We start from the raw sequence: 25497 nt of genomic DNA on the forward strand, positions 1-25497 counted from the left end.
AGCTCGATTAATTCAACACTAACATCTTGACCCTAATGCAGAAGAATATCTCTCGAAGACTCGTTATTTTTTACAAGGACTTTACCAATTTCTGATGCGTTCACTGCGGCTTCACGCAATTGCGTCAGGGCCCGGGGCAGGGCCTCTTCGGGAATGCTGAATAGCAGGCCGCCGGCGGTCTGTGGGTCGCACAGGGTAGTCAGTAGCGGCTCTGCAACCTGCTGCGTATCGCAGTGCATCAACACGTTCCGGTTGGCCTCGTTGAGGGTGCTGCTCACCCCCTGTTCAATCAGCGACAGGGTGCCGGGCAGCAAGGGAATGCTGTCGGTATCGATGGCCATGGCCACATGACTTTGCTGACAAATTTCATGGAGGTGGCCGAGTAGACCAAAGCCGGTGACATCGGTGCAGGCATGCACGGGAAAATCCTGCATGACCTGTTGGGCGATGCGATTGCTGATCAACAAGTGGTCCAGAGTGGCATCCAGCCAGGGGCCGTGCAGTTTGTCTTTCTGCATCATGGCGGCCAGCTGTACGCCGCTACCCAGGGGTTTGGTGAGCAGCAGGCGGTCGCCCTCCCGGGCACCGCGCTTGTGCCAGAGTTGTTGCGGGTCCGCCTGACCGTTGACGGTAAGGCCGGCGGCCATCTGCGGGCCTTCGATGGTGTGGCCGCCCACCAGGGTGCAGCCGGCGGCGTTCAGTTCTTTCACCGCACCGGCCATCAACCGTTGCAGATCCCGGCCCTGCAATTTCGGGTGATGCCAGGGCAGGGTCACGTTGGCGAGGGCGGAGTGGGGCGTGGCGTTCATGGCGTACAGATCGCTGAGGCTGTGCAGCGCCGCTACCCGGCCGAACAAAAACGGTTCGTCGATAAAGGCCGGAAAAAAATCCAGGCTCTGCACGAGACGTTGGTTGTCGGCCCAGCGAATGATTGCCGCGTCATCGGCGGCATCCACCCCGGCCTCGATGCCTTCACGGATATGAGGCTGTAGATCCCGCAACGCATCATGGAGCGCACCACTGCCTACCTTGGCGCCACAACCGGCACAGTGCAGGGTATCCGGGTCCGCCGGTGGTGGCGTCATCGTGGGTAACTGATCGCCGAACTTGTTCATAAAGGCCCGGTCGATACGGTCTTTCCAGCGCCACACCCAGTGCCCGGCGGCGGACAGGGCGCCGCCACGGCTGGCCACCGCCTGTTTGCCCCCGGCGGAGAGCAGCGAGAGAAAATGTTTTTGTGGATGATAGACCTGCAATGGCTGACCGGTGATGGCGGCGCGCAGGTTATGGGCCAGCACCTTGGCCTGACGCACCGCGTAGACGCCGGCCTTGGGCAGACTGTCAGGAAAGGCGGCACAATCACCGGCGGCAAACACGCGGTTGTCGCTGCGGCTTTGCAGGGTGGCTTGTACATGCACAAAGCCTTTTTCGTCAAAGTCCAGATCGCTGTTGGCGATGACTCGGGTGCCACGCACGCCGGTGCACCAGAGCACTCGCGAGGCGTTCAGGGGGGCGTCGTTGGCGTAAAGGGTGCCATCGCGTTTTTCCACTCGCGTGTGCTCGCGCAGCTGGATACCGTAGTCATCCAGATACCGTCGCATGCGACGACGCACCGACTCCGGGTAGCTGGGCAGAAGGATGCCGCCGCTGATCAGTGACAAGGGTGTATGGCGTCCCTCACGGCGTTGAGACTCGGCGATGGCCAGGGCCATTTCGGTGCCGCCGGCACCGGCCCCGACCACCGCCAGAGGGCTGTCGCCATCGCGCCATTGTTGCCAGCGTTGATGGAAACTGGCCACCGGTTTTACTGGCACGATATCCGGGTGGTCTTCGCCCACCGGTTGCAGGTTCGGGGTGGCGCCCACATCCAGGCTCAGCCAGTCGTATTCCAGGGTGCTGCCATCGTCCAGAGTGAGGCGGCGCTCGGCGCTGCAGATCGTTGTCACCGCGGCGCGGATAAAGCGGGTGCCGGTGGCGATGCACAGCCGGTACAGGTCCACATGGGTATCGGTGAGGCTGTAGTGGCCGGCAATCAGGCCAGGCAACATGCCGGAGTAGGCACTGAGGGCATCCGGAGACACCAGGGTGATTCGCACACCGGGTACCGGTTTCATGGCCAGCATGCGCAGGGCCAGCGCATGGCTGTGGCCGCCGCCCACCAGTACCAGATCGTGATTGGCCGACGGAGTCATCACAGCAGGATATCGCCTTTCAGAAAGCAGCGAGCCTGGCCACTCAGGGTGACCCGGTCACCCTGTAGGGTGCAGTGCAGCTCTCCACCCCGGGCGGAAAGCTGGCGGGCGTGCAAAGACGTTTTGCCCAGCCGCTCGGCCCAGTAGGGGACCAGGGTGCAATGGGCGGAACCGGTTACCGGATCTTCCGGCACCCCCTTGGCGGGGGCGAAAAAGCGGCTGACAAAATCGCAGTCGTCACCGGGGGCGGTGATCATGATCGCAAAGGTATCCAGCTTGCCGATGGCGGTGAAATCCGGCTGAAAGTCGCGCACCTGGTCGGCGCTGTCCAGCACCACCAGGGTGTCACGGGCCTGTAGCACGTCCTTGAGAGGAATGCCCAGCGCCTGCTCGAAGGGCTCGTGCTGGCTGACCGGGTGCCCGGGGCGAGCAGGAAAATCCAGACTGAAGGTCTGGCCACTACGGTCTATATAGAGCGCGCCGGAGGCGGTGTTGAAACGAATCCGCTCACCGGGAAAGCCCAGCGCATTGAACACCACCCAGGCAGCGGCCAGGGTGGCATGGCCACACAGATCCACTTCCACACTGGGGGTAAACCAGCGCAGCGTGTAGCCGGTGTCGTCCGGCACCAGAAAGGCCGTCTCCGACAGGTTGTTCTCCATGGCGATGTTCTGCAGCAGGACATCGTCCGGCCAGCGTTCCAGCGGCACCACCGCTGCCGGATTGCCGGCAAACAGGGAAGAGGTGAAGGCATCGACTTGATAGAGTTTCATGAGCTGCCTTGAAAATAACGTGTTCGTTTCATTGGTTTCATAATCCCAACCCCGGCTTCAGCCGCAGCCGCTTGCGCAACCCCCGCGACAGCGCATCCACCGCCAGATTGAGCATGACCGTGGCCAGGATCAATAGCAGGGTCCGGTCGAAGCGGAATTCCGCCACGCTGGAATCAATATAGAAACCCAGGGTATGGATGCCAAGAATCCCCAGCACCGCCGTTTCGCGCATGATCACTTCCCATCGATAGAGCAGGAAGGCCAGCAGATTGGGAGTGACCCGGGGCAGCACTTCCCAGGCGTAGCGGTTGATGCCGGTAGGAGCGTCCGCGCGCAGTTTCAGGCTTTCGCTGAATCGGCCGGTGAGGTGGGCGACGATAGCGCCGGTGTGCAGGGCGAGAGCCAGAATGCCGGGCAGCATGGACGGGCCGAGCAGAATCAGGAAAAAGAAGGCGAGAAAGAATTCCGGGGTGGTGCGCATGACCACCAGCAGGCCATGCCCGGCGGTGCGACTGGCCCGGTTGCCGAACAATGGTGAGATCAGCGGGAACAGCAGCAGCGACAACAAGCCGGTGAGCAGCAGGGCGCCGAGGCCCAGTACCAGAGTCTGCCAGAGCCCCGGCCACAGTTGTTGTTGCCAGAGCATGGCGAACCAGTGCCACAGTTCCATGAGCCCACCGCCCTGGCGTAACGGTAGTGGCACCAAGTCCACGGTGACGAAGCGCACCAGATTATCGAGCCGGCCGGTGAACAACGGCGGTGCCCAGGCGATGGCGGCCAGCAGGTACACGGGGATCAAGGCCGGGCGCAGCCACCAGCGCAGGGTAAAGATGATGGCAAAGAACAGGTACAACAGGGCAGCGCCCTGGTCGTAGCTGCCTTCCCGAAAGGCGGTTTCCAGGTGAAAGCCCAGGGTGGGCAGGCCGATAAAACCGAGGATGGCGGAGGCGCGGATGGCGCATTCCAGCCGGTAGCCGCCGTAGGCCTTGAAGGCCTGCCAGACCAGCGGCAGGCGGGCATAGAAGAACACGCTCAGGCGCTGGCCGCTGGCAGGCAGGGCGCCGGCGGGAGCCGGGTCCGCCTCTTCCAGAAATTCACCGAAGACCTTGGCGAAGATGCCCGCGTAGGGAATGGCGATGGCCAGTACCCCGGTGACGGTGCTCAGCCCGGCTACCTGCAACAGCAGCAGGCCCCAGAACAGTTCGTGGACGGCGCGGATGCTGGCGGCAACGCCCCGCACCCAACGGTGATGCCAGGCCATGGCCATGAGAAAGCCAAACAGGGCGGCCAGGGCGGTGCCTTGCCAGGCGAAGGCCAGGGTGTTGGCCAGGGCCCGCCAAAGGTTATCGGTGGAGAAAAAATCCGGTACCAGAAAGCCCTGGCCCATGCGCAGTAGTTCGCTACCGGGGGAGGAGCGGGTGATGTCCAGGTCGGCCGCCGCCAGGGCGATCAGCCCGGCCACGGCCAGCCAGAAGCTGGCCCGACGCCACCGGGCGGCGGTGGTGTTGACGCGCTGCCGGACGGCGGAGCTCATTGGTAGAGCGTGTCCAGATCACCCAGGTTCAGGGTGCTGGCGGGGGCATCGAGCAGAATCTTGCCGTCGCCCAGACCGATGATGCGGTCGCAGCATTGCAGCGCCAGCTCACGATCATGCAGGGCGACCACGGCGGTTTGGTGGCGGGCCAGCGACCGTTGCAGCAGATCAAGCCCCTGATGTTCGTCCAGACTGGAGACCGGTTCGTCGGCCAGCAGCACCGCGCGCTGCGTATAGAGCGCCCGGCCCAGGGCAACCCGTTGCGCCTGACCGCCGGATAGCTGGTCCACGCTGGTGAACAGCTTGTCCTGTAACCCCAGTTCCCGGGCCAGTTCTCCCACGCTGGACTTTTCCCTGGCGCTGGGCCAGATCAGGTTGCGCAGGTTGGTCAGCGTCGGGTTACGGGGCAGGGCGCCCATGTAGAGGTTGTGGAAGACGCTGAGCATGGGTACCAAGTCACCGGCCTGGGGGCACCAGGCACAGCGGGCTTCCTGCTGCTGGCGCAGGGCGGCCAGCAATGTGGATTTGCCGGCACCGGAAGGACCCAGCAACGCCACCTTCTCGCCGTCGGCAATGGTCAGCGACAGGGACGCAAACACGACCTGGCCGGGATGGCCAAGCCGTGCGTTCTCAAGATGGAATGTCAAAATCCGATCCTGTTACTGCGCGTCCAGCAGGCCGATGGCTTCGGCGGTGTCCTCGATGGGCGCAAAGTCGTCATTGCTGGCAGGAATGAATTTTTCCCGCGGGAACGCATTCAGCAGAACCGGATCATCAATAGCCAGCAGGGCGTCGGTGACGCGCTGGGTGAAGCCGTCGCCGAACTTGTCATTCAGGTCGCCGCGCACGGTCCAGTGATAGTCCGGATAGCCAGGGGTTTCCCAGATGACCTGCACCTTGTCGGTGTCGATCTTGCCTTCTTCCAGTTCCCGCTCCCATACCTTGTAGTTCACTGCGCCGGTGGCGTAGGCGCCGCTTTGCACCAGGGCAATGGTGGCGCTGTGATCACCGGAGAAGCCGACTTTCTCGAACAGCTGGTCCGGGGACTCGTTGAAGGCCTCGCGCAGGTAGAACTCCGGCATCAAGCGCCCGGAGGTGCTGCCCTTGGAACCAAAAGTAAAGGACGTCTGCTCGACAAAGGCGTCGGTGAGCGTCTCGGACGGGCTCAGGCCAGTGCTGGTGTTGGCGATGAAGTAGGACTTGAAGTCAGGGTCTTCCAGGCCCTGGGCGATGGCCTGGGACCCGCGCACCAGACGACGGGCCTGGACACCGGACAGACCGCCGAACCAGGCCATCTGCACTTCGTTATTGCGGAAGGCCGTGACGGCGGCGGCATAGGATTTCACCGGCACATATTTCACCGGCACGCCCAGTTGCTCTTCCAGATAGAGGGCAACCACGCCGAAGCGTTTTTCCAGTTGCGATTCATCCTGATCAGGGATGGCGGTGAAAACGAAGGTCCCGGTATGGGGTTCGTTACAGGCAGAAAGCAGCAGTGCTGCAAACAGGGCGGCAAGAAGCTTGAAGCGCATTGTTGACTCCGTTCAATAGGGAGGCTTACCGGACAAAGTGAACATCTCATCGCGGGCCCGGCCAGACACGACAAGGGGATTATAGAGCGCTTAGCCGGGGATGCCAGCCAGGAACCTTGCCGAAAGAGAAATATCCGTTGGAGCTTTGCGAGCAAGGCTCCAACAGTCGCTTCAGGCTTCAGGCTTCAGGTGTCAGGCGTTCTTCCAGAAACGCCATGACCTCGTCGCGGCTACCCTCAAAGACGATGTCCCCTTCCCGGCGGGAAAGCATGTAGTCGTACATGGGGTCGTAGTAGTCGCTGAGCAGAGTGCGGATCCAGTCTTCGTGGAGCACGGTGTCTCCGCTGATGCCCTGAACGGCCAGGGCTTCGGACAGTTGCTGGCGGAGCTGCTGGTGACGCAGCCCGCCCAGCCGGCGGCGGATGCGGTCCATGGCGGCGAGTAGCTCTTCCCCCAGATAGTGGAGAGCCTGTTTTTCGCCGAAGTGCTGGCGGTATTCTTCCAGCGGCCCCACCACATAATCTTCCAGGGTCACCTGCACCCGTGATTCCAGCGTCTCGTTGATGATGATGCGCGGGCAGGCCTTGATCTTGTCCTGCAGGGAAAAGGGCAGGTGGCAGCGGCCGATCAGCTTGCTTTCGTCTTCCAGTAATACCTGGGCCGGGTTCTGCGCCCGCTGCTTGAGCATGGCGATGGCCAGGGCATTGTCGAAATCGATCTGGGTAGGCTGGCCGCCGGGGCGTCGGCCGAACGAGGAGCCACGATGATGGGCCAGGCCTTCCAGATCCACGGCATTGGTCTGGCTTTCGATGACCCGGGTCTTGGCGCAACCGGTGCGGCCGCAGAGGATCTCGAAGGGCAGGGTGGCAATGCTGGCTTCCATCTCGTCGAGCAGGAAGCGGCGCATGGCCTTGTAGCCACCGGTAACCAACGGCGCATCGATCCCGGCTTCCCGTAGCCAGGCCTGGGTGGTCTGGCTGCGCAGCCCGCCCCGAAAGCAATACAGATAACCGTTCGGGTTGGCCTGCCACCATTGCTGCCAGGCCTGCATGCGCTGTTCCCGTTCCTCGCCGCTGACTAGCTGGTTACCGAGGTCAATGGCCGCCTGCTGGCCATGCTGCTTGTAACAGATGCCGATCTGGTGGCGCTCGTCGTCGTTGATCAGAGCGATATTGGTGGTGCCGGGGAAGGCGCCCTTGGCAAATTCCACAGGGGCACGCACGTCCAGCAGAGGCGTGTCGTTCAGAAACAGGGACAGGTAATCACGGGTATCGTCGCGCATGGGAAGCGAGTTTAGTGCAGCTACAAGCTACAAGCTACAAGCTGCAAGCTGCAAGCTGCAAGCTGCAAGCTGCAAGCTGCAAGCTGCAAGCTGCAAGCTGCAAGCTGCAAGCTGCAAGCTGCAAGCTGCAAGCTGCAAGCTGCAAGCTGCAAGCTGCAAGCTGCAAGCTGCAAGCTGCGCTGGTTGGATAGAGAAAGGCCAAAAAGTTCCCGGGCTCCCGCCATTTCAACGAAGCCGCTGTAGGAGCGCCTCTTGAGGCGCGAACCGCGCTTGCGCGGGAATCGTCCGTAGGACGATCAGGAATCTCAAAACTCGACAGGTTCCAGAAAGAATGGCGGACGGACCTTGATCTTTGCCGCCTCGCTACGCTCGGTTCGCACCTCAAGAGGTGCTCCTACATCAACAATCTTCGCCAAGGTTCGAATCGCGCCGCCAGCGACGTTCCTACAGTCCCCACCCACAAAAAACGCGGGCAGGGCGCTGTGCGATTCGCACGGCCCTGCCCGCGTTGCAGCTTGACGCGTGTAGCTGTTTTTACTCCGCCGGGCGGATCTGGCCGGCCAGGTGCGGCTTGATGCCGTCCTTGGCGAGCAGGCGGAAGTCGCTGCCGCCGTCAGCGGCTTTGTTCTCGAACTTCACGGTGGCAGGGATAAACATGGGCAGTTTGAACTGCACATCCACGGTGAAAGCTTCTTCCGGCAGCTGGTTCTGCAGCTCGGCCAGGCAGCGGGCCTTGGACCACATGCCGTGGGCGATCTGGCGTTTGAAGCCGAACAACTTGGCGGACAGCGGATACAGGTGAATCGGGTTGCGGTCGCCGGAGACAGCGCCGTAGCGACGGCCGGTATCACCGGGCACTTTCCACTCCACGGTATCGGTGGCCGGTTGCGGTTTGGGCGCATCCTTCTTCTTGCTGCTGCCACCGCCGCCGCTGCGGAAAAAGTTCACCGATTCGCTTTCCCAGACCCGTTCACCGCCGGTGCTGATGCTGGTGAAGATGGAGAACTCGTAGCCCTTTTCCACCTTGGTCAGGTTGCCAAGGAAACACTTCACGTTCAGCTGCTCGCGCTCGCTGATCGGACGGTACTGGGTGATGCTGTTGCGCACGTGCACCAGGCCCATGGCCGGGAACGGGAAGCCGTCGCTGAGGATCAGGGCCATATGCAGCGGAAAGGCGTGCATGTGCGGGTAGGTGACCGGCAGCTTGCCGTCGGCGGCAAAGCCACACACCTTGCGGTAGGCCGCCAGGTGTTTTTCATCCAGTGCCACGTCGTTCAGACGCAGGCCGATTTCCGGCAGGGTGGGGTTGCTGCCCGGCTTCACGGTGGCGCGCAGGACCGCCTTGGCGAAGTTGATCACCATGGGGGGCGCATTTCGCAGTTCGCGGAATTTTACCTCACTCATTACTCGATCCTTTCCCGTTGGTCGTGTGGTGGTCTCAGACCCATGATCTTTATGTCCCTGCGTTGTGACAGGCAGAGGCGCAAAGATCATGGAACGACGACACGGAAGGAGTATAGAGCAGGGTAGCCGGCACGCTATTGGCCGTGCAGACAAGCTGTATAGGGACTAAAGCACACGAAAAGAAAACTGTGATGGAGGTTTGCTGTCGGGAGGAAAGGGCCGCAAGCCCGGGGATCATTGATCCGCTTTGGACTTCCAGAAGCCGACGCCGAAATAGATAAGCCGGAGCTGTTTTTCCGCCGTGCCGAGCACCTGGTTCTGACCGAATTCGTCGTCTTCTTCCAGTTCCAGCATTTCCTGGGTCAGGGCCGTCACATTGTTGACCACCAGCCCGGCCATCATCTGCAGGTCTTCCGCGTTGACATGATTCAGAAACGGAAAGCGTGCCATGTCCATGGCCAGCTCGTTGGTGAACATGCGGATTTCCCGGCGAATGGCGTTGCGCATGGTGGGGGTGCCACCGGCCAGTTCCTTGGAGACGAACAGGAAGTGAGCGCGGTTGTTGCGGACATAGTTGAAGTACACCTCCAGGGAGCCGCGCAGCATGCGCTCGTTGGGCAGCTCTTCCTGGCGGACCTGGCGCATCATATGGCGCAGGGTGCGGAAAGATTCATCCAGCAGAGTCAGGCCCAGGGCGCTCATGTCCGGGAAATGCCGGTAGAAGGCAGTGGGTACCACGCCGGCACGCTTGGTGACTTCGCGCAGACTGAGGCTGGAGAAGGGGGCTTTCTTGACGACCAGATCCAGCGCCGCCGCCATCAGAGCCTCACGGGTCTGGCCCCGTTTCGGCTTGCGGGCTCTGCTGGTGGTTTCCTTGGTCATTACCGATCGCCTCTGCATTGGGGTTCAGGTCGCTGGTCAGGCCTGGCCGGCAGTTTTTCCACCTGTTTCCGGCTGGCCGGGCAGGAATGTGCCGGGGTGGTGGCAGGCTTAAGACACCAACAGACCCTGAAAATACGCTGTAAATTCTCCTCGTTGTGGGGCCGTGATGCAACTGGTGCGCAAAAAACATGTGTAACTGCATGATAATGCAGGTATTTACAAAATTAAGTGTACAGGTGTTGACTTGAATCGTGGGTCTATGAATAATGCGTACAACTGTTCACTTACAGGGATGAACCCAATGAACGCAATGACACAGACCTCCAGCCGTTTCCAGCAAGGCCTGACCCGCCTGCTGCAGTCCCGTGTGGCGGATATTCTTTCCTATCCCCACGGTGTTGACCGTTATCTGGAAGTGTTCAATCCGCTGTGGTCCGTTAATGAGGTGCGCGCCAAGGTTGAAGATGTGCGCTACCTGACCAACGACAGCGTGACCCTGACCCTGCGTCCCAATCATAACTGGGAAGGCTTTATTCCCGGTCAGTTTGTCCAGCTTTCCGTCACCATTGATGGCAAGCGTCAGACTCGCTGCTATTCACCGGCCAACTCCCTGCACCGCGCTGACGGCTGCATCGAGTTGACCGCGAAAGTGCACGCCAACGGCTTTGTTTCCCGCCATTTGCGTGAACAGCTGAGTGTTGGCGATGTGGTGCTGCTGTCCCAGGCTGACGGTGAGTTTGCCCTGCCGGCACAGCGTCCTGAGCAGGTGCTGCTGATCAGTGGCGGCAGTGGTATCACCCCGGTGATGTCCATGCTGCGCACCCTGTGTGACGAGGGCTTCAGCGGCCCGATCACCTTCTTGCATTACGCCAACAGCGCCGCCGACATGATCTACGCCAGCGAGCTGGAAGAGATTGCGCGGGCTCATGACAACGTGACCCTGGTGCGCTGCTTCAATAACGAGGGTGAACAGGGCGAACTTTCCGGTCTGTTTTCCCGTGAACACCTGTACATCGCTGCGCCGGAATTTGCACAGGCAACCACTTTTCTCTGTGGCCCGCCGCCGATGATGGCTGCGGTGGAAAAAGTCTGGGAAGAGGACGGCCTGGCAGAGCGTCTGCACAAGGAGCAGTTCACCCTGGCGGCGCCACAGATCGAAAGCGACAGCGCTGAAGGCGAAGTGCGCTTCGTACAGAGCGAAAAAATGGCCATCAACAATGGCGCCACCCTGCTGGAGCAGGCCGAGTCCGCCGGTCTTACCCCGGAATCCGGTTGCCGCATGGGTATCTGCCACGCCTGTACCTGCCGCAAGACGGCCGGTGAAGTGCGCGATATCCGCACCGGTGAGATCACCAGTGGTGAAGAAGACATTCAAATTTGCATCAGCGTGCCGGTGGGCACGGTGACCCTCGACATCTAAACGGATTCACCCAAACCGAAGCGTCCCGAGACGAATCTTCAAACCGGGTTTAAGGAGAAAGCACATGAGTATTTTCAGCAACTTGACCGCCGAACAATTCGAGACCATTGGCCAGGAACTGGATGCCATCCGTAATCGTGAAATGGCGGACCTGGGCGAAGAAGATGCCACCTACATCCGCACTCTGATCAAGCGTCAGCGTCGCCTGGAAATCGCCGGTCGCGGCCTGCTGATGGCGGGTTTCCTGCCGCCGGCATGGCTGGCCGGTGTGGCCTGTCTGTCTGCGTCCAAGATTCTGGACAACATGGAAATCGGCCATAACGTGATGCACGGCCAGTACGACTGGATGGGTGACCCGGCCATCAACTCCAAGGTTTTTGACTGGGATAACACCTGCACCAATACGGCCTGGAAACAGACCCACAATTTCGAGCACCACACTTTCACCAACGTGCTCGACAAGGACCATGACATTGGTTACGGCATTCTGCGCATGTCGGAAGACCAGGAGTGGGAACCCCGCTTCATTTTCAACCCGATCCTGGCAGGCATCCTGGCCACCTTCTTCCAGCACTTTGTGGCGGTACAGAGCCTCAAGCTGGAGGACTACCTGATCTACAAGACCAAGACCAAGGAAGAGGTGAAGGCCGAATTCAAGCCGACCTGGAAGAAGATGCGCAAGCAGTTGGTCAAGGACTACCTGCTGTTCCCGGCCCTGGCGGGTCCGTTCGCCCCCTTCGTGTTCGCCGGCAATATGGCAGCCAATGTGGCGCGTAACTTGTGGTCTTCCCAGGTGATCTATAACGGTCACTTCCCGGAAGAGGTGGAGCAGTTCCCCGAGTCCGTGATCGAGAACGAGACCCGTGGTCAGTGGTATGTGCGCCAGCTGCTGGGCTCTGCCAACTTTGAAGGCGGCCGTCTGATGCACGTGATGAGCGGCAACCTGAGCTTCCAGATCGAGCATCACCTGTTCCCTGATCTGCCGGCTCACCGTTACGCCCGCATTGCGCCTGAAGTCCGTGCCATCTGCGAAAAACATGGCCTGCCGTACAACACCGGCTCTTTCGTGAAGCAGTCCCTGAGTGTCTGGAAGCGGATCTTCAAACTGTCTTTGCCCAACAAGAGCAAGGATGACAGTGGCAAGGGCCCGCTCAATGGTCTGCGCGCCAAAGTGGTGTCTCTGACCCGTGAACCGCAGTCAGAAACCCGCAAGGCTGCCTGATCGCTTCAAAGCGGTCTGATCTCCTGGTTCGGGCCGGTGCTGCGCTGGTTCCGGCCCTGCCATCCTTATGCTACTCTCAGTCGATCTGAGAGTAGCTTTTTTTATTTGGGGACAAGGCAGAACGCATGGCAGAAATGACAGATTCCGGTGTGCTGTTGCGAATGGCCTATAAGGCCATGATTAACGCCGGTATTGATGCCGATGCCGTGTTGGCAGAAGTCGGTCTCGACAAATCCATCCTTCAGGTACCGGACCTGCGTACCCCCCATGACGCCCAGGAATGGTTCTGGCAGGCCCTGGAGAAGGTGTCCGGTGATGAACACATCGGCCTGCATCTGGGCGAGCATATTCCGGTCTATAAGGGCCAGGTGCTCGAATACCTGTTCCTCTCCAGCCCCACCTTTGGCGAAGGCCTCAAGCGAGCTCTGGATTACCAGCGCCTGCTGTCCGATGCCGCCCAAGGGGAATTGTTTGAAGAAGGGGATCGTGTCTTCCTCAAGCAGATGATCTGGAGCAAACGCCTCAGCCATCTCAACGAATGCATGATGATGGGCGTGATCAAATTTTTCCGCTTTGTTACCGACGGGGCTTTTGAGCCGCTGGAAGTGCATTTTGGTCATACCCGCCATGCGGACAAACAGGAATACGAGCGTCTGTTCGATTGCCCGGTGAAATTCGACATGCCGAGCATTGGTATGTACTTCGATGCCCGGGTCATGAATCTGCCGTCTGCCCACCACGAGCCGGAACTGCTGCACCTGCACGAACAGCTCGCCAGTGAGCAGGTGGCGCGGCTGGAAAAGCAGGACCTGGTGGCCCAGGTCAACCGGTTGATCGGTGAGCTGTTGGAATCCGGCCATGCCAATCTGGAAGAAGTGGCCGAACGCCTGGGTATCAAGGCCCGTCAGTTACGCACTCGCCTTGCGGATGCCGGCACTAACTTCAACCAGCTGGTCGCTGACTATCGTTGCCGTTTGGCCAAACGTCTTCTTGCCGGTACCGAAGAATCCATTGATGAAATCGTCTATCTCACCGGCTTCTCGGAACCGTCTACGTTCTACCGGGCTTTCAAACGCTGGGTCGGCATGACCCCGATTGAGTACCGCAAGTTGAAGGCGGAAGAAGACGCGGCGGAGAACCGTTGAGCGTTGCGAGTTGAAAGGTGAAAGCAAAAGAAAGGCGCCAGTGGCGCCTTTTTGCGATTTATCGTAGAAATATTTTCAGGCGTCACCATGCAAGGGTGCCGTTATTCTTCGCCTCACCGGGTGGTGGGGCATCCATCAAAACGTTTAGTCGGTGTTAACCAGTGAAAGAGTCTCTGCGCAAAGTTTTCTCTCCCATTCTCACCCCTTTTGAGTCTGGTGATGACAGCTATGCCTATCGCCCCTCGCATCGAAAAATTCTGATTGTGGTCGGTACCTTGTTTCTGGTGCTTGCCACCGGGGCCCTGGCGGCAACGCTGGTGGCGAAGCTGTATGGCGGGCTGATTCCGGTGGCTGTTTTCCTGGCGGTGGGTCTGGTGTGTGAAGTGGTGGGCCTGTTGGGCAGTGACAAGGCGGTGGCCCGGATGTGGAAGAGTAAGTAATTCGGAGCTGTAGCGTTTGTTGGTTCGTTGAAGCCTTGTGAAAAAGGCTCCAACGGTCAAGCTAGCGGACGCTTTATTCAGAGCACCATGGCGGCCAGCCAACCTGTGGCGATCAGGGGCAGGTTGTAATGAATAAAAGTGGGAATCACCGTGTCGCGGATATGGTCGTGCTGACCATCGGCATTCAGGCCGGCGGTGGGCCCCAGCGTGGAGTCCGAGGCCGGGGAGCCCGCATCTCCCAGCGCGGCAGCGCTGCCGACCAGGGCGGCGGTGGCCAGCGGGGAGAAACCCAGTGCCAGGCAAAGCGGCACATACAGGGTGGTGATGATGGGGATGGTGGAGAACGACGAGCCAATCCCCAGCGTCACAAACAGACCGAGCAGCAATAACAGTGCTGCTGCCAATGGTGGACTTTGCAGGCCACTGGTCACGCTTTCCACCAGCACTGGCACCTGTCCGCTGGCGTCTACCACCGCGGCATAGCCGTTGGCGGCAATCATGATAAAGCCGATCAGGGACATCATTTTCACGCCCTTGGTAAAGGCATCCTGGGATTCCCGCCAGGGCACCACACCCCCTGCTGTAAACACCAGAAACCCGATCAATGCCCCGAGAATAATAGAGTCGCTGTAAAGCTGGAGTGCCAGGGCTGCGGCCAAGGCGATGGCGGCGACAACCGCGTTACGCGGCGAGAGCGGCGCGTGTTGCTCTTCGCCGGGCAGTTCCACTGGCCGGTAGTCGCGGGGCTTGCGATAGCGGATAAACGCCAGAATCAGCCCCACGACCATGCCGGCAGCGGGCAGCAACATGGCCAGTGGCAGTTCCCCTTTGGGTATTTCAAGGCCCGCTTTAGCCAGGCTGGGGCCGAGCTGGGTATGCAGAAAAATACTGCCGAAGCCCACCGGCAACACCATGTAGGGCGTGATCAGCCCGAAGGTGAGAACGCAGGCGGCGAGTCGCCGATCCAGGCGCAATTGGTGCATCACTTCCAGCAACGGTGGCACCAGTATCGGGATAAAGGCGATATGAATGGGCACCAGGTTCTGGCTCATGATGGCGGCGGCAAGCAGTACGGTAAGCAGCAGGGTGCGAATCAGGCGCAGCTGGTGCGGGGCCGGAGTACGGCCCAGCCGGGCGATGATCCGTGCGGCCAGCCATTCGGTGATGCCGGAGCGGGCGATGGCCACCGCAAAGGCGCCAAGCAGGGCATAGCTCAGGGCGATATTGGCGCCGCCACCCAGACCATCGCCAAAGGCCGCCAGGGTACTTTCCAGATCCAGCCCGCTACCAACACCCGCCACCAGAGCCGCACACAACAGCGCCAGCACCACATTCATGCGCGCAATGCTCAGGCCCATGAGCAGAATCACGGACCAGACGATGGGGTTGAGTAACGGGCTCATGGCACCTCCGCCGGGCGGGCTGGGTCGGGTTGCAGGCGCGGAGTTTAGCAGGGGTGGGGGAGGGCTTGCTAACCCGCAATGTGCCGTGTCGCCGCTGTAAAAGATGTAGGAGCTATGCTTGCATGGCGAACCGCTTGCCCTGCCAGCGATCGGTTATTAAGCCGGCAGTCAGAAAGGCTGTAGGAGCGTCGCTCGCGGCGCGATTGGCGACGTTAGAATCGCGCCGCGAGCGACGCTCCTACGAAAAGATAGGCTTAATAGCTTCAGAAGCTATGTTGGCTTTTATCGTCAGGCAGGCTTTGCAGCCACTGCCGCAGGCGCTCTTCGGTGAGGGCACCGCTGTGCCCCTGGGTGCTGTCCTCTTCAATCAGATAGCTGCGCGGTAGTTCGCCGTACCAGTTCGGGTCGATTTCCCGGCGCTGGCGGGCGGGGATCGGGTCGGCGAACTGGTAGTTGGGCAGGGCGTCAGTATTATGTCGCTGCAGGGTGGCGGCTACGTCATCGCTGCTGCGCAGGGTGTCTGTGTTGACCAGCACGACGGGCAACGCCTCACCGTCCTGATAAAGGCGGCCCAGCGCGGCCAGTTCGTCATAACAGGGCGGGCAGTCCACCGACCAGAGTACCACCAGCAAGGGCCGTGGTTGCTGGTCAAGAACCTGCTGATAGTCCCCCCGGTGCAGCGGCTCCAGTGCCGTGGCGAAGCAGGATACCGTCAGCAGCGCTATGCAAAGCGCACGGTTTTTCATTGGTGTTCTCCGCTAATCGCTACCAGCTGGTTGCCTTCATCGTCGGTGCGCCAGGCGAGAAAGATCTGTTCGCCATTGCTGATCAACAAGGGGTGATCGGAACCATTTCGGGTGTGCAGCAGGGTGCGTACATCCGCCCAGTGCGCACCGCCATCCCGGGACAGCTTCAAGCGGATAAAGCTGCGGTCCCCATCGTCCAGATCCTTCCACACCAGTGCCACGGTATCGCCCAGCACCGCCACCTGGCCGTGGGCGGCGGCGGCACCGCCCAGCTTTATTGGCGCATCATCGCTGCGCTGATAAAACAGCCCCTGACGTTTTTTCCCAGCGGTGAACCAGAGCTGATGACGGCGGTTGCCGTCCATGGCCAGGGCCGGACCATGATGAGGGCAGCCGTTGAGTTGCCATTGATCATCGCTGGCCCGTTCGACGGGCTGCGGGGTGGTGGCATCCTGAAAGCGGATCAGGGCGTGGTCGCGGATGCCGCCGGTGAACACCTGCCGATAGAGAATCACTGGCAGACCGCGCTCATCGATGCTCATTGCCAGACGGCAGCATTCGCAGGAATGGGCGGCCAGGCGCAGGTTGCGGGCAAAGCTGGCGCCATGGTCTTTGGAGTGGGTGTAGTAAAGCGCGGCGCCGACATAGTCCTGGCCCGCGACCTTGGCGTTCTGTTGGTCGCGCTTGTCCACCCACACCAGGAACAGTTCGCCGTTGTCGTTGACGACCATGGCTGGAAAACGGTGGGCGATGGTGCGGCGATCGTCGTTGATGGTCACCGGTTCGCTGAAGCTGTTGCCGCCATCCAGGGAGCGACTGAAACGGATATGCCCGGTCCAGGGTTTGTCCGGTTTTTGGGTCCACAGCAGGTAAATCTGGTTGTCCGGGCCGAAGGCGATTTGCGGGCGGTCTTCGCCCTGATCGTCTACCGCTTCCGGTTCCGGGTTGACGATCCTCGGTTGGCCGCCTTGCTGTTGCACGCGAATATGATCTTGCTGATACCAGACCCACCAGAGCTTGCCATCACGGTCGAAGGCCGGGGTCGGAGCCTGGCCGCAGGCGGGGGCAATGCGGTTCTCGCAGTCCACGTTGGTGTTGTGACTGTGGGCAGAATGCGCTGACACTGCGCTCAACATGGCCAGCAGTGTCAGCGTCAGGTAGGCGAGTGCTCGATACGACATCAGTAATCCCAGTTAACTTCGGCAAACAAGGTGCGGCCCGGGTAGGGGTGGAATACGTAGTAGCGATGGTCGGTGACATTATCCATGCCCAGCGCCACGCTGATGTGATTATCCAGTTGGTAGCGCCCGCGTACATCCAGCACCAGATAGTCGTCGGTAAAGCCGAAGCCTTCCGCATCGCCGTCGCTGTTATCCAGGCTGTCGTAGGGATCACTGGCGTAGCGCAGGCCACTGCTCAGGTTCAGTTTTTGTGTGGCCTGGTAGCGGGCCAGCAGGTTGGCACGCCAGCGGGGAACGCGGGGGAACTGCTTGCCTTCAGAGGCCGGCTGGGCGGCGTTGTCTTCGATAATGGCGCGGGTGTAGGAGACGTTGAAGTCCACGGTCAGGCCGTCCATTAGCAGGTCCGGCCAGTTGGCGATGAACTCGATACCTCGTGAGCGTACCCGGTCGATATTCTGGAAGTTGTTCACCCCGGTGAAAACGTTGGTCTGCCGGAAGATGGCATCGTCCACATCGTTTTCCCACAGGTTCACGGTCACCGTCGCCGCTGGGAAGAAGTGCTTCACCATCAGATTCTTGCTCAGACCCACCTCGGTTTTCAGGTTCGGGTCGAAGGCCGCGTTGAAGTCACCATTATTATCCAGACTGCCCTGGTAAAGTTCACCCACGGTGGCGAAGCGATGGGCCTTGCCCAGGGACAGGCTGGTGAGCCAGTCGTCGGTGGGCCGATAGCTCAGGCTGGCCTTGGGAGAAAAGGCCTGTTCGTTGCGTTGCGGATAGGCCGCGGAGACACCGTTCTGGACCAGGCGACCGTCGCTGGCCTGCCACCACTCCTGCCGGCCACCCAGGGTGAGGTCCAGTTTGTCGTTGAGTGCCCATTGGTTTTCGATAAACAGGGCCTGGGTGCGGGTTTCGCCCTGGGAGGCGCTTTTCAGGGTGCGGCCCTGGGTGGTGCGCCACTCGTTGGTGTCGTAGTTGATCTCGTCAAGGCGGTAGCGGTCGATGTGGTAACCGAAGGCCACTCGCTGCCCCAGCCAGCCGCCGTCGTGGCGATGGCCCAGATTCAGGTCGAAGGTCTGCCAGCCGGTGCCCTGGTCGTCACTGAAGGTGCCGGGGCCGCCTGCCTTGGCCACCGCGAAATCGGTGCCGGAGCGACGGCTGGTGTCGTCCAGTACCCGGTAGTCGGATACTCCGGTCTGGATGTCCCAGCCATTACCCAGCTTGCCATCCAGTTCCAGACCAGTGATCAGATCCTGGCTTTGGCTCAGGCCCAGGCGCTGGCTGGTGACGGCAAAATCCTCACCATTGATGGTCACATCGCCATTGTAGATCAGGCTGCCATTGGCATCGCGCAGGTAGGTCTGGGGCTTCAGGGTTTCATCGCGACGGTCCAGCCAGGCCAGGGTGAGGCGGGCCTGCAGGTCACGGGTCAGATCGTAGCCCAGTTTCAGCTTCAGATTCTGTTCGGTCACCTCACTGCCACTGGCCGCATTGTAGAGATAGCCGCCCTGGGAATAGGGGAAAGCGCCGGTAACCGGTGTGCCGGGACTGGCGCCGGGTCCACGGGTGAGGCCAAAGCTCTGCGGATGGCTTTCGTTTTCCAGTCGGCTGGCGGCCAGCAGCAGGCTCCAGTCCCCTTTGCGATTGCCGACCACGGCGTTCAGCCGATGGCCCAGATATGACTCGTCGGTGCCGTAGTCGTCGAATTCCTGCAAAAAGGTACCGGCACTGAGATGGGCCATCGGCTGGCTGGGCATCGTTGTGTGGAACACGGTGACACCGCCCAGGCTGTTGCCGCTGTAACGGGCAGAGTAGGGACCGTAGAGAATCTCCACCCGGTCGATTTCCCGGGGCTGTACCACATCCCAGCGGGGAGCCGTGCCAAAGTTGGCACCGAGAAAATTACTGAGCAGCAGACCGTCGCTGTAAACCAGTGCGCGCGGGGTCTGGAAGTTGTGCATATCGCGGAAGGTAAGCAGGCCGTTGCGGTCGCCGATAAAGCGTTTCCGTACCATCAGGTTGGGCTGGTACTTGATCACGTCTTCGCTGTCGGCAGTGTTGATGTCCGCCACCTCGTCAGCGGTGATCTGAATGCTCAGCCCCACAGGCTCACTGTCCAGCGCGGAGCCGGACTGGCTGACGGAAATCGTTTCCAGTTCGTTGGCGTGCAATGAGGAAAAACTGCTGAGCAGAATACTGGCGAGAAGACGGCGACGCATATAACCCCCTGATTATGGCGGGGGCATTATTGGCAAAATCGGGGGCGCGGCCAATGCGGCAAAGTGTCGCAGCGGTGAAAGGCAGTGAATAGTTAACAGTTAATAGTGAATAGTTGCGCGAACACGCTTGGTGGTATCTGGACCGCTAGAGCCTGCGCCCAACTTCTGGTTGCGTCCTCCAGCGATTTGAACTCCCTCGAAGCGATCCCGCGCCGCTGTTAACTATTCACTGTTAACTGCTTTCACTCTCTGCGTGACTCCCCCTCAATGGTCACATTGCCATCGTCGTTCCGGCGGGGTGGCTGCTGGAACGGGTTGGGGCCCTGTCCGGTGTGGCTGGTGTAGGTGAAGCCACCGCCTTGCATGGTGGTAAAACCCTGCAGGGTGCCTTTCTCAATGACCTTGCGAGCCATGGCTCGGCGCGAGCCCGGCAGCAGCAGGGCAAAGCCCACCGCATCGGTGATGAAGCCGGGGGTGATCAGCAGGGCGCCGCCGAGCAGCAGCATGATGCCTTCCACCATTTCCTGGCCGGGCATATCGCCCTGTTGCATGCGCTGATTCAATCGCACCCAGGTTTCCAGTCCCTGGCGGCGGAACAGGTAGCTACCCAGCAGGGCAGTGACCACGGTAGCGATGATGGTGATGGGCCAGCCGATCAGGCCGGCGACTTTCGCCAGTACCAGTACTTCCAGCAGGGCAAAAGCGAAGATGAAGAAGAAAATGCGACCGAAACCCATGGGGCGTCCTGTTTTAGCGTATATGCCTACTAAGATGGTGATAGTCAGACAGGGATTCAAGGGGCAGGTTCAGTGGCCGCGGAATCGGTCAGTTGCTGGCGAAGCCAGCGATGGGCGGGGTCTCTGTCCAGGGCGGCGGGCCAGAGCATGTAAACGGGCACCGGTGGCACGGTGACCGGGAAGGGCAGGACCTGCAGCTCCAGGGCGTCGGCGTACTGATGGGCCAGGCGCTCCGGCACGGTGGCAATCATGTCCGAACGGGCGCTGACGGCGAGCATGCTGGCAAACTGGGTGACCCGGGCGCCGGCGCGTCGTTGCCAGCCGGGGGCATTGAGAATCAGGTCCAGGGGCAGGCGCCGGTTACGCTCCGGCAGCACCACATGTTCCGCTTTCAGAAAGCGCGACTTGCTGCAGCGGCCCTGTATCTGTGGGTGTCCCCGTCGCGCCACTACCACCAGCGTCTCCTCCAGCAGCACCTTGCGGTGCAGCCGGCTGTCTTCGGGGACGAACGAATCCACGGCCAGGTCGGCATGGGCCTTGTGCAGGGCGTCGGCCATGCCATCGCCGGCAGGGGCTATCTCCAGCATCACATCCGGTGCCTGACGGCGGATCCGCTGCAGCAGCGGTGGCAGCAGCACCATCTCGAAGTAGTCCAGGCTGAGCAGGCGGAACTGGCGTCGGCTGCTGGCTGGATCAAAGCGGTTGCCCGGGTCCAGCGAGTCCCGCAGGGATGTCAGCTGGGGGGCAAGCAGCTGGTGCAGCTCGCGGGCCCGGGGGGTAGGCACCATGCCCTGGCGGGTGCGCACGAAGAGATCGTCGTCCAGGGTGTGGCGCAGGCGCTGCAGTGCCGCACTGATGGCGGGCTGGCTCATCCCCAGCTGGTCTGCGGCCCGGGACAGCTGCCCAGCCTCCATGATGGCATCAAAGACCGGCAGCAGGTTCAGGTCGATACTGCGTAAATTCAGTTTCATGGATATTACTTATATCAAATATCAATTAGGAAAAGGAGTACGCACTGTCTATTTTCTGGGGTGTGCGCAAAACACGCTCAAACCGGAGAATAACAATGGATCAGCAACTTACCGCCTTTGTCACGGCGTTCATTATTCTGACAGCGATCTGGGAAGTGGTAGCCGGCCGCACCCGGGACGGCAAGAAGACCCGGCAGGACTGGAAAATCGCCTTCCTGGCTACCTTGATGATGGTGGTAGTGCAGCGCCCGCTGGTGCTGCTGCTGCTCACCCTGGGCTTATCTGGCCTGTTTCCCGGCAGTGCCGGTTCGCTGGCCTGGCTGGAGGAGCAGTATTTTCTGCCGACGCTGATCGCCTTTTTCTGTATTGAAGAATTCATTCATGGTGCGTTTCACCTGTTCGCCCATAGCCGTCGACCGAAGAACCGACTCCTGCAATGGGTGCAGGCGTTCTACAAGATGAGCCATCGCCCCCACCATCTGGCGGGCGGCCAGGACAACAAGGGGCAACTGTCGGTGACCCAGACCTTTGTGAATGGTTGGGCCTGGTGGCTGATTATGCCGAATTACACCTTCCAGCTGGTGTGTCTGTATCTGGGCCTGGTGGAGGTGTTCCTGGTGGGCACGGCCATCAAGGGTATCTGGGCGGCTCAGACCCATGTGAACTGGAACTGGGATCTCTACTTCCATAATCACAAGTGGGCCTGGGTACGCAAAACCATGTGGGCGCTGGCCCATGTACTGACCTTCCCGACCCAGCATCACCATCACCATTCGCGCGGCCCCAATTCCGCCAAGAACGTGACGTCCACGCTAGCCATCTATGACTGGCTGATTTTCGGCACCCTGGCCATCGAAAAGGAAAAGCCGCAGACCTACGGCTGGCGTCAGAAGGATGACGAGGCCAGCAGTGTACTCAAGCGTTATTTCTTCTGGGATGTGCGCCAATACATGCCCGGTGGGGCGGCGAAAGCGAAAAAGAAGAGCGAAGACAAATTACCGAAAGCGGCCTGAGAACCTCGCGCTGATGTTGTAGCGTCTCGTTGCGGGAGAGCACGGGATCTTTACGCCCTGCCGGGTAATAGCCTGGTGGGGCTTTTTCGTTGCTGTCAGTGTCTTGCGTAGGGTGGATCAGCCGCAGGCGTCATCCACCGCGCTTTGCCGTTCTGCGCAATATGATGGTGGATTACGCCTGCGGCTAATTCACCCTACGTTAAGCGATGAGACAAACAAAAAAGCCGCACCTTGCGGCGCGGCTCTTTTGTCGATCGTGTGGCGAAAGCCTCAAACCGTGTTGCAGCTTGAGGCTTGCAGCTTGCGGCTGTTACGCACCCAGCAGCATCTGACCACACACACGCACCACGTTACCGGTCAGGCCCTGAGAGGCCGGGCTGGCAAAGAAGGCGATGGTTTCGGCCACGTCCACCGGCTGACCGCCCTGGTTCATGGCGTTCATGCGACGGCCCGCTTCACGGATGGTGAAGGGGATGGCGGCAGTCATCTGGGTTTCGATGAAGCCCGGCGCCACGGCATTGATGGTGATGCCCTTCTCGGCGTACTCGTCCTTGTAGGCGTCGATCATGCCGATCACGGCTGCCTTGGAGGCACCGTAGTTGGTCTGGCCCAGGTTACCGGCGATACCGGCGATGGAGCTGATGGAGATAATACGGCCACCTTTGCCCATGCCGCCGTCAGCCAGCAGTTTCTCGTTGATACGCAGCTGGCTGGCGATGTTGATGTTCAGCACCATGTCCCAGAATTTCTCCGGCATGTTGCCCAGCATCTTGTCGCGGGTGACACCAGCATTGTGCACGACCACGTCGTAGCCGCCGATGTCCTTGGCCTTGGCGGCGATGGTGGCCGGGGCGTCGTCTGCGGTGATGTCCAGTTCCAGGGTATCGCCACCGATCTGCTCGGCCACCTGGTTCAGGTCGTCGGCCATGGGCGGGATATCCAGCACGGTCACGGTGGCGCCGTCACGGGCCAGTACTTCGGCGATGGCGGCACCGATACCACGGGAGCCACCGGTGACCAGGGCCTTCTTGCCGGCCAGTGGCTTGTCCCAGTCGAACTTGGCAGCCTTGAAGCCCGCTTCGGTGGCGCGAACCACCTGGCCGGATACGTAGGCAGATTTCGGTGACAGGAAGAAGTGCAGGGGGGACGCCAGTTGCGCTTCTGCGCCTTCGTCCACATACACCAGCTGGGCGGTGGCGCCTTTCTTGATTTCCTTGCCCACGGAGCGGGTGAAACCTTCCAGGGCACGCTGGGCCACACGGGCGGCGCCAGTCTGTTTTTCCGGCGTGCGGCCGATGACTACCACACGAGCACATTTTTCCAGCTTGCGGATCACCGGGTGGAAGAATTCCCACAGGGCTTTCAGCTCGTCCGGGTTCTGGATGCCGGTGGCATCGAATACCAGGCCCTTGAACTTGGCATCGTCTTCGCGGTTGGCGGTGTAGTTGTCCGCGCTCACGCCCAGCTTGCCGGCTTTCTTCTGCAGCTCGGTGGCGTTGCCGGTGTTGGCCAGTACCGCTACCTGTGCTTCGGGCGCATCTTTCAGCGTTGCCAGGACGGTATCGATACCGGTGGAACCGTTGGCGGCACCCACCAGCACGCGGCCCTTGATGAAGGAAGCCTGGCCCGGCTGCCAGCGCTCGAGAATGACCGGAATAGGGAGGTTGATTGCGCCAAACAGCGCCTTGCCCATAGAGGAATTGGCAATCGCCTGATAGGTATCGCTCATGATCCTGTCCTTTGCCATCAGAAGATGAATGTGTCTGGCTACATTAGTGCAACCAGAGCGGGTTTAAAGTGGTGCCGCGGAATGAAGCGTCAAAATCAGACTTCTTTCGTAGGGCATGAGGATCAGCCCTGTCGCACACTGGCGCGTATTGAATCACTGCAATGTGGCAGGTGTATTGACCGGCGCCGGTAGTCAAACAGGCGTTTGAGCCAATGAGGCCGTGCCGGTTGCGGGTAGACTGCGCCCATTCGAGTGAATACTGTAGCGTTTTCACGCTGTCGTTGCTCACCGCCATCTTTAGAGGACATGACTATGCTGGCAGGTAAAGCCGTACGTAAGGTTGCCATTATCGGCGGTAACCGTATCCCGTTTGCCCGTTCCAACTCCGCTTATATCGATACCAGCAACCAGGACATGCTGACTGCTGCCATCGACGGTCTGGTGGATCGTTTCAAGCTGCACGGCGAGAAAATCGACGAAGTGGCTGCCGGTGCTGTGATGAAGCACGCCCGCGACTTCAACCTGGTGCGTGAATCCGTACTGGGTTCCAAGCTGGCTCCGGAAACCCCGGCCTATGACCTGCAGCAAGCCTGCGGTACCGGCCTGGAAGCGGCCATCCTGGTGGCCAACAAGATCGCCCTGGGGCAAATCGATTGCGCTATCGCTGGCGGTGTCGACACCACCTCTGACGCGCCTCTGGGTGTGAACGAAGACGCCCGCAAGGTCTTCATGGCTCTCAACCGTGCCAAGACCAACGGCGAGCGCGCCAAGCTGGGCCTGAAGCTGCTCAACCCGAAATCCCTGATGCCCGACATCCCCAAGAACGGCGAGCCGCGCACCGGCCTGTCCATGGGTGAGCACCAGGCGCTGACCGCCAAAGAGTGGGGCATTGCCCGCGAAGACCAGGACGAGCTGGCATGGAAATCCCACCAGAACCTGGCCAAGTCCTATGAAGATGGCTGGCAGGATGACCTGATCACTCCTTTCAAGGGTCTGGAACGCGACAACAACATGCGCGGTGATTCCACCCTGGAAAAACTGGCTACCCTGAAGCCTTGCTTCGGCGGCCCGGACGGCACCATGACCCCGGCCAACTCCACCCCGCTGACCGACGGTGCCTCCACGGTACTGCTGGCCACCGAAGAGTGGGCCAAAGAGCGTGGCCTGCCGGTACTGGCCTACCTGACCATCGGCGAAGCTGCTGCCGTGGACTTCATCGGCAAGAAAGAAGGCCTGCTGATGGCACCGGCCTACGCCGTACCGAGCATGCTGGACAAGCTGGACCTGACCCTGCAGGACTTCGATTTCTACGAAATCCACGAAGCCTTCGCGTCCCAGGTACTGTCTACCCTGAAAGCCTGGGAAGACGAGACCTTCTGCAAGGAAAAACTGGGCCGCAAGAAAGCGCTGGGCAGCATCGATCGCAGCAAGTTGAACGTGAAGGGCTCCTCTCTGGCAGCCGGTCACCCGTTCGCTGCCACCGGTGGCCGTATCATCGCCAACGCCGCCAAGCTGCTGAACGAAAAAGGCTCCGGCCGTGCACTGATCTCTGTGTGTGCTGCTGGCGGCCAGGGCGTGGTAGCGATTCTCGAGAAGTAATCGCTGGCATGACCTAGAAAACCGGCCTTCGGGCCGGTTTTTTTATGCCTGTTCATTGCCGGCAATGGGCGTG

At 60.6% G+C, this 25497-nt stretch carries 21 protein-coding genes; 6 read left to right on the forward strand and 15 right to left on the reverse strand.

Annotated features, from left to right (window positions below; genetic code table 11):
- Window positions 1-32 precede the first annotated feature (32 nt).
- The 8 genes from selD to ACMG4N_RS08425 form a co-directional block, all read right to left on the reverse strand.
- A complete protein-coding gene (gene selD, locus ACMG4N_RS08390; protein ID WP_297766719.1) occupies window positions 33-2192 on the reverse strand; it encodes a selenide, water dikinase SelD in 2160 nt (719 codons plus the stop codon).
- Complete coding sequence (locus ACMG4N_RS08395) at window positions 2192-2965, reverse strand: PhzF family phenazine biosynthesis protein (RefSeq protein WP_297766472.1); 774 nt, start codon at window positions 2963-2965, stop codon at window positions 2192-2194. The genes selD and ACMG4N_RS08395 overlap by 1 nt, the downstream gene beginning before the upstream one ends.
- Window positions 2966-3002: 37 nt before the next feature.
- Complete coding sequence (locus ACMG4N_RS08400) at window positions 3003-4499, reverse strand: PhnE/PtxC family ABC transporter permease (RefSeq protein ID WP_297766475.1); 1497 nt, start codon at window positions 4497-4499, stop codon at window positions 3003-3005.
- Window positions 4496-5146 carry an ATP-binding cassette domain-containing protein gene (locus ACMG4N_RS08405; RefSeq protein WP_297766478.1) on the reverse strand — a complete coding sequence of 217 codons (651 nt, stop codon included), beginning with the start codon at window positions 5144-5146 and terminating at the stop codon, window positions 4496-4498. Before ACMG4N_RS08405 ends, ACMG4N_RS08400 begins: the two co-directional genes overlap by 4 nt.
- A gap of 12 nt (window positions 5147-5158) precedes the next feature.
- Window positions 5159-6031: a putative selenate ABC transporter substrate-binding protein gene (locus ACMG4N_RS08410; RefSeq protein WP_297766481.1), complete on the reverse strand. Its 873-nt coding sequence runs from the start codon at window positions 6029-6031 to the stop codon at window positions 5159-5161.
- Window positions 6032-6209: 178 nt separating this feature from the next.
- Window positions 6210-7313, reverse strand: coding sequence for a tRNA 2-selenouridine(34) synthase MnmH (gene mnmH, locus ACMG4N_RS08415; RefSeq protein WP_414431243.1), 1104 nt, complete (start codon window positions 7311-7313; stop codon window positions 6210-6212).
- A 534-nt stretch (window positions 7314-7847) separates the two neighbouring features.
- Complete coding sequence (locus tag ACMG4N_RS08420; protein WP_297766487.1) at window positions 7848-8717, reverse strand: MaoC family dehydratase; 870 nt, start codon at window positions 8715-8717, stop codon at window positions 7848-7850.
- 234 nt (window positions 8718-8951) lie between these two features.
- Entirely contained in the window at window positions 8952-9599 is a 648-nt protein-coding gene (locus ACMG4N_RS08425) for a TetR family transcriptional regulator (protein ID WP_035246611.1), read from the reverse strand.
- 301 nt (window positions 9600-9900) lie between these two features.
- Here ACMG4N_RS08425 and ACMG4N_RS08430 point away from each other — a divergent pair, with 301 nt between their 5' ends.
- The 4 genes from ACMG4N_RS08430 to ACMG4N_RS08445 all read left to right on the forward strand — a co-directional run bounded on the left by ACMG4N_RS08430 (window position 9901) and on the right by ACMG4N_RS08445 (window position 13826).
- Entirely contained in the window at window positions 9901-11019 is a 1119-nt protein-coding gene (locus ACMG4N_RS08430) for a ferredoxin reductase (protein WP_297766494.1), read from the forward strand.
- Between the two features lie 64 nt (window positions 11020-11083).
- Entirely contained in the window at window positions 11084-12241 is a 1158-nt protein-coding gene (locus ACMG4N_RS08435) for a fatty acid desaturase family protein (RefSeq protein WP_297766497.1), read from the forward strand.
- Between the two features lie 125 nt (window positions 12242-12366).
- The gene (locus ACMG4N_RS08440) at window positions 12367-13386 is read left to right on the forward strand and encodes an AraC family transcriptional regulator (protein WP_297766499.1); all 1020 of its coding nucleotides are present in this window, start codon (window positions 12367-12369) and stop codon (window positions 13384-13386) included.
- A 161-nt stretch (window positions 13387-13547) separates the two neighbouring features.
- The gene (locus ACMG4N_RS08445; protein ID WP_297766501.1) at window positions 13548-13826 is read left to right on the forward strand and encodes a hypothetical protein; all 279 of its coding nucleotides are present in this window, start codon (window positions 13548-13550) and stop codon (window positions 13824-13826) included.
- 77 nt (window positions 13827-13903) lie between these two features.
- Here the strand turns inward: ACMG4N_RS08445 and ACMG4N_RS08450 are convergent, their stop codons facing one another.
- From ACMG4N_RS08450 to ACMG4N_RS08475, 6 genes are all read right to left on the reverse strand, one after another.
- Window positions 13904-15229 carry a Na+/H+ antiporter family protein gene (locus tag ACMG4N_RS08450; protein ID WP_414431244.1) on the reverse strand — a complete coding sequence of 442 codons (1326 nt, stop codon included), beginning with the start codon at window positions 15227-15229 and terminating at the stop codon, window positions 13904-13906.
- A 263-nt stretch (window positions 15230-15492) separates the two neighbouring features.
- The gene (locus tag ACMG4N_RS08455) at window positions 15493-15975 is read right to left on the reverse strand and encodes a redoxin domain-containing protein (RefSeq protein ID WP_297766507.1); all 483 of its coding nucleotides are present in this window, start codon (window positions 15973-15975) and stop codon (window positions 15493-15495) included.
- Window positions 15972-17156 (reverse strand): sialidase family protein, encoded by a 1185-nt coding sequence (locus tag ACMG4N_RS08460; RefSeq protein ID WP_414431245.1) that lies wholly within the window; start codon window positions 17154-17156, stop codon window positions 15972-15974. The genes ACMG4N_RS08455 and ACMG4N_RS08460 overlap by 4 nt, the downstream gene beginning before the upstream one ends.
- Window positions 17156-19375 (reverse strand): TonB-dependent receptor, encoded by a 2220-nt coding sequence (locus ACMG4N_RS08465; protein ID WP_414431246.1) that lies wholly within the window; start codon window positions 19373-19375, stop codon window positions 17156-17158. Before ACMG4N_RS08465 ends, ACMG4N_RS08460 begins: the two co-directional genes overlap by 1 nt.
- A 242-nt stretch (window positions 19376-19617) precedes the next feature.
- Entirely contained in the window at window positions 19618-20112 is a 495-nt protein-coding gene (locus tag ACMG4N_RS08470) for an FxsA family protein (RefSeq protein WP_297766515.1), read from the reverse strand.
- Window positions 20113-20168: 56 nt separating this feature from the next.
- Complete coding sequence (locus ACMG4N_RS08475) at window positions 20169-21083, reverse strand: LysR substrate-binding domain-containing protein (RefSeq protein WP_297766518.1); 915 nt, start codon at window positions 21081-21083, stop codon at window positions 20169-20171.
- A 95-nt stretch (window positions 21084-21178) separates the two neighbouring features.
- Here ACMG4N_RS08475 and ACMG4N_RS08480 point away from each other — a divergent pair, with 95 nt between their 5' ends.
- Window positions 21179-22096 (forward strand): sterol desaturase family protein, encoded by a 918-nt coding sequence (locus ACMG4N_RS08480; RefSeq protein ID WP_414431248.1) that lies wholly within the window; start codon window positions 21179-21181, stop codon window positions 22094-22096.
- 310 nt (window positions 22097-22406) lie between these two features.
- Here the strand turns inward: ACMG4N_RS08480 and ACMG4N_RS08485 are convergent, their stop codons facing one another.
- Complete coding sequence (locus tag ACMG4N_RS08485; RefSeq protein WP_414431250.1) at window positions 22407-23825, reverse strand: 3-oxoacyl-ACP reductase; 1419 nt, start codon at window positions 23823-23825, stop codon at window positions 22407-22409.
- Between the two features lie 312 nt (window positions 23826-24137).
- On the opposite strand from ACMG4N_RS08485, the gene ACMG4N_RS08490 reads away from it, so the two are divergent.
- A complete protein-coding gene (locus ACMG4N_RS08490) occupies window positions 24138-25424 on the forward strand; it encodes an acetyl-CoA C-acetyltransferase (RefSeq protein WP_414431251.1) in 1287 nt (428 codons plus the stop codon).
- The last annotated feature ends 73 nt before the right edge of the window (window positions 25425-25497 follow it).

Source organism: Alcanivorax sp. IL2 (assembly GCF_047495475.1).
In the GTDB taxonomy this organism is placed as follows: Bacteria; Pseudomonadota; Gammaproteobacteria; order Pseudomonadales; family Alcanivoracaceae; genus Alcanivorax.

Excerpts from the sequence above, each read along its gene's own strand:
- selD (WP_297766719.1), bottom strand. The coding sequence starts at position 2,192 with ATGACTCCGTCGGCCAATCACGATCTGGTACTGGTGGGCGGCGGCCAC.
- ACMG4N_RS08395 (WP_297766472.1), bottom strand. The coding sequence starts at position 2,965 with ATGAAACTCTATCAAGTCGATGCCTTCACCTCTTCCCTGTTTGCCGGC.
- ACMG4N_RS08400 (WP_297766475.1), bottom strand. The coding sequence starts at position 4,499 with ATGAGCTCCGCCGTCCGGCAGCGCGTCAACACCACCGCCGCCCGGTGG.
- ACMG4N_RS08410 (WP_297766481.1), bottom strand. The coding sequence starts at position 6,031 with ATGCGCTTCAAGCTTCTTGCCGCCCTGTTTGCAGCACTGCTGCTTTCT.
- mnmH (WP_414431243.1), bottom strand. The coding sequence starts at position 7,313 with ATGCGCGACGATACCCGTGATTACCTGTCCCTGTTTCTGAACGACACG.
- ACMG4N_RS08420 (WP_297766487.1), bottom strand. The coding sequence starts at position 8,717 with ATGAGTGAGGTAAAATTCCGCGAACTGCGAAATGCGCCCCCCATGGTG.
- ACMG4N_RS08425 (WP_035246611.1), bottom strand. The coding sequence starts at position 9,599 with ATGACCAAGGAAACCACCAGCAGAGCCCGCAAGCCGAAACGGGGCCAG.
- ACMG4N_RS08430 (WP_297766494.1), top strand. The coding sequence starts at position 9,901 with ATGAACGCAATGACACAGACCTCCAGCCGTTTCCAGCAAGGCCTGACC.
- ACMG4N_RS08435 (WP_297766497.1), top strand. The coding sequence starts at position 11,084 with ATGAGTATTTTCAGCAACTTGACCGCCGAACAATTCGAGACCATTGGC.
- ACMG4N_RS08440 (WP_297766499.1), top strand. The coding sequence starts at position 12,367 with ATGGCAGAAATGACAGATTCCGGTGTGCTGTTGCGAATGGCCTATAAG.
- ACMG4N_RS08450 (WP_414431244.1), bottom strand. The coding sequence starts at position 15,229 with ATGAGCCCGTTACTCAACCCCATCGTCTGGTCCGTGATTCTGCTCATG.
- ACMG4N_RS08455 (WP_297766507.1), bottom strand. The coding sequence starts at position 15,975 with ATGAAAAACCGTGCGCTTTGCATAGCGCTGCTGACGGTATCCTGCTTC.
- ACMG4N_RS08460 (WP_414431245.1), bottom strand. The coding sequence starts at position 17,156 with ATGTCGTATCGAGCACTCGCCTACCTGACGCTGACACTGCTGGCCATG.
- ACMG4N_RS08465 (WP_414431246.1), bottom strand. The coding sequence starts at position 19,375 with ATGCGTCGCCGTCTTCTCGCCAGTATTCTGCTCAGCAGTTTTTCCTCA.
- ACMG4N_RS08470 (WP_297766515.1), bottom strand. The coding sequence starts at position 20,112 with ATGGGTTTCGGTCGCATTTTCTTCTTCATCTTCGCTTTTGCCCTGCTG.
- ACMG4N_RS08475 (WP_297766518.1), bottom strand. The coding sequence starts at position 21,083 with ATGAAACTGAATTTACGCAGTATCGACCTGAACCTGCTGCCGGTCTTT.
- ACMG4N_RS08480 (WP_414431248.1), top strand. The coding sequence starts at position 21,179 with ATGGATCAGCAACTTACCGCCTTTGTCACGGCGTTCATTATTCTGACA.
- ACMG4N_RS08485 (WP_414431250.1), bottom strand. The coding sequence starts at position 23,825 with ATGAGCGATACCTATCAGGCGATTGCCAATTCCTCTATGGGCAAGGCG.
- ACMG4N_RS08490 (WP_414431251.1), top strand. The coding sequence starts at position 24,138 with ATGCTGGCAGGTAAAGCCGTACGTAAGGTTGCCATTATCGGCGGTAAC.